Here is a 3,206-nt window from a genome sequence, read left to right on the forward strand (position 1 = left end):
TGCTGTTTGTTGTTTGAGATTTGCATAGTGGACGCGAGCATCTTTGTGGCCAAGTTTTTTAGGGCACACGGTGGATGCCTTGGCATCAGGAGCCGATGAAGGACGTGGGAGGCTGCGTTAAGCCTCGGGGAGTCGCCAACCAGACGTTGATCCGGGGATGTCCGAATGGGGAAACCTAGCACCAGTCATGTGGTGTTGCCTCCGCCTGAATGTATAGGGCGGTTGGTGGTAACGCGGGGAAGTGAAACATCTCAGTACCCGTAGGAAGAGAAAACAAGAGTGATTCCGTGAGTAGTGGTGAGCGAAAGCGGATGAGGCTAAACCGGGCGTGTGTGATAGCCGGCGGGCGTTGCATGTCCGGGGTCGTGGGACCCTCTTGGTTGATCTGCCGGTCAGCCGAACAGTAAGAAATCGATGGGGTAGTTGAAAGCTCTGGGAAGGGCTGCCGTAGACCGTGAGAGCCGGGTAGGCGAAACCTTGTCGACTGTTTGAGGGGATCCCAAGTAGCACGGGGCCCGAGAAATCCTGTGTGAATCTGCCAGGACCACCTGGTAAGCCTAAATACTCCCTGATGACCGATAGTGCACGAGTACCGTGAGGGAAAGGTGAAAAGTGCCCCGGTGAGGGGTCGTGAAATAGTACCTGAAACCGTGTGCCTACAAGCCGTAGGAGCTTACAGAAGCTTGCTTCTGTGTGATGTGACTGCGTGCCTTTTGAAGAATGAGCCTGCGAGTTATGGTGTGTGGCGAGGTTAACCCGTGTGGGGGAGCCGTAGCGAAAGCGAGTCTGAATAGGGCGTTGAGTCGCATGCTGTAGACCCGAAGCGGAGTGATCTACGCATGGGCAGGTTGAAGCTCAGGTAAGACTGGGTGGAGGACCGAACCCACCAGGGTTGAAAACCTGGGGGATGATCTGTGTGTAGGGGTGAAAGGCCAATCAAACTCCGTGATAGCTGGTTCTCCCCGAAATGCATTTAGGTGCAGCGTCGCGTGTTTCTTGCCGGAGGTAGAGCACTGGATGGCTAATGGGCCCGACAAGGTTACTGACGTCAGCCAAACTCCGAATGCCGGTAAGTGAGAGCGTGGCAGTGAGACTGCGGGCGATAAGGTTCGTAGTCGAGAGGGAAACAGCCCAGATCACCGACTAAGGCCCCTAAGCGTGTGCTAAGTGGGAAAGGATGTGGAGTCGCAGAGACAACCAGGAGGTTGGCTTAGAAGCAGCCACCCTTGAAAGAGTGCGTAATAGCTCACTGGTCAAGTGATTCTGCGCCGACAATGTAGCGGGGCTCAAGTACACCGCCGAAGTCGTGGCATTGACATCTTTGTGGTGTTGATGGGTAGGGGAGCGTCGTATGTGCGGTGAAGCGGCAGAGTGATCTAGCCGTGGAGCGTATACGAGTGAGAATGCAGGCATGAGTAGCGAATCGAGGGTGAGAAACCCTCGCGCCGGATGACCAAGGGTTCCTGGGGCAGGCTAATCCGCCCAGGGTAAGTCGGGACCTAAGGCGAGGCCGACAGGCGTAGTCGATGGACAACGGGTTGATATTCCCGTACCCGCTTTAACGCGCCCATATCGAACCTCGTGATGCTAAGAGTCCTTAGCTCGGGTTGTCCTTCGGGACGGCCGTCAGGGTGAACGCTCGATCCGATCGGGTAGTAGGTAAGCGATGGGGTGACGCAGGAAGGTAGTCCAGCCCAGGCGATGGTTGTCCTGGGGTAAGCATGTAGGGCGGAACGTAGGCAAATCCGCGTTCCTTAAGCCTGAGATGTGATGCCGAGCCGATTGTGGTGAAGTGGATGATCCTATGCTGCCGAGAAAAGCCTCTAGCGAGTGTTGTGGCGGCCCGTACCCTAAACCGACTCAGGTGGTCAGGTAGAGAATACTAAGGCGATCGGGTGAACTGTGGTTAAGGAACTCGGCAAATTGCCCCCGTAACTTCGGGAGAAGGGGGACCTCTGCTGGTGATGAGTCTTGCACTCGGAGCTGGTGGGGGTCGCAGTGGCCAGGGGGAAGCGACTGTTTACTAAAAACACAGGTCCGTGCGAAGTCGTAAGACGATGTATACGGACTGACGCCTGCCCGGTGCCGGAACGTTAAGGGGACCGCTTAGTCAGCTTCGGTTGGCGAAGGTGAGAACTTAAGCGCCGGTAAACGGCGGTGGTAACTATAACCATCCTAAGGTAGCGAAATTCCTTGTCGGGTAAGTTCCGACCTGCACGAATGGCGTAACGACTTCCCCGCTGTCTCAACCGCAGACCCGGTGAAATTGCAGTACGAGTAAAGATGCTCGTTTCGCGCAGCAGGACGGAAAGACCCCGGGACCTTCACTACAGCTTGACATTGGTGTTTGGAACGGCTTGTGTAGGATAGGTGGGAGACTGGGAAGCTCGGACGCTAGTTCGGGTGGAGTCATTGGTGAAATACCACTCTGGTCGTTTTGGATGTCTAACTCTGGTCCGTGATCCGGATCGGGGACAGTGTCTGGTGGGTAGTTTAACTGGGGCGGTTGCCTCCCAAAGGGTAACGGAGGCGCCCAAAGGTTCCCTCAGCCTGGTTGGCAATCAGGTGTTGAGTGTAAGTGCACAAGGGAGCTTGACTGTGAGACTGACAGGTCGAGCAGGAGCGAAAGCTGGGACTAGTGATCCGGCATCGGCGTGTGGAAGCGGTGTCGCTCAACGGCTAAAAGGTACCCCGGGGATAACAGGCTGATCTTCCCCAAGAGTCCATATCGACGGGATGGTTTGGCACCTCGATGTCGGCTCGTCGCATCCTGGGGCTGGAGTAGGTCCCAAGGGTTGGGCTGTTCGCCCATTAAAGCGGTACGCGAGCTGGGTTTAGAACGTCGCGAGACAGTTCGGTCCCTATCCGCTGCGCGCGCAGGAGACTTGAAAGGGGCTGTCCCTAGTACGAGAGGACCGGGACGGACGAACCTCTGGTGTGCCAGTTGTACCGCCAGGTGCACGGCTGGTTGGCTACGTTCGGGAGGGATAACCGCTGAAAGCATCTAAGCGGGAAGCTTGCCTTGAGATGAGGTCTCCCACCCTGTGAGGGGGTAAGGCTCCCGATAGACGATCGGGTTGATAGGCCGGAGGTGGAAGCGCGGTAACGTGTGGAGCTGACCGGTACTAATAGGCCGAGGACTTGACCTCAAAGCAGACTTTTCTAGTCGTGTTGCTCGCGTCCATTATGTGATTCTGAGACAGCAA

At 56.3% G+C, this 3,206-nt stretch carries 1 rRNA gene; it reads left to right on the forward strand.

The features are described 5' to 3' along the window. Positions 1-47 precede the first annotated feature (47 nt). A 23S ribosomal RNA gene (locus tag ABZS69_RS66825) occupies positions 48-3,149 on the forward strand. Positions 3,150-3,206 lie beyond the last annotated feature (57 nt).

Source organism: Nonomuraea sp. NPDC005650 (assembly GCF_040605375.1).
In the GTDB taxonomy this organism is placed as follows: Bacteria; Actinomycetota; Actinomycetes; order Streptosporangiales; family Streptosporangiaceae; genus Nonomuraea.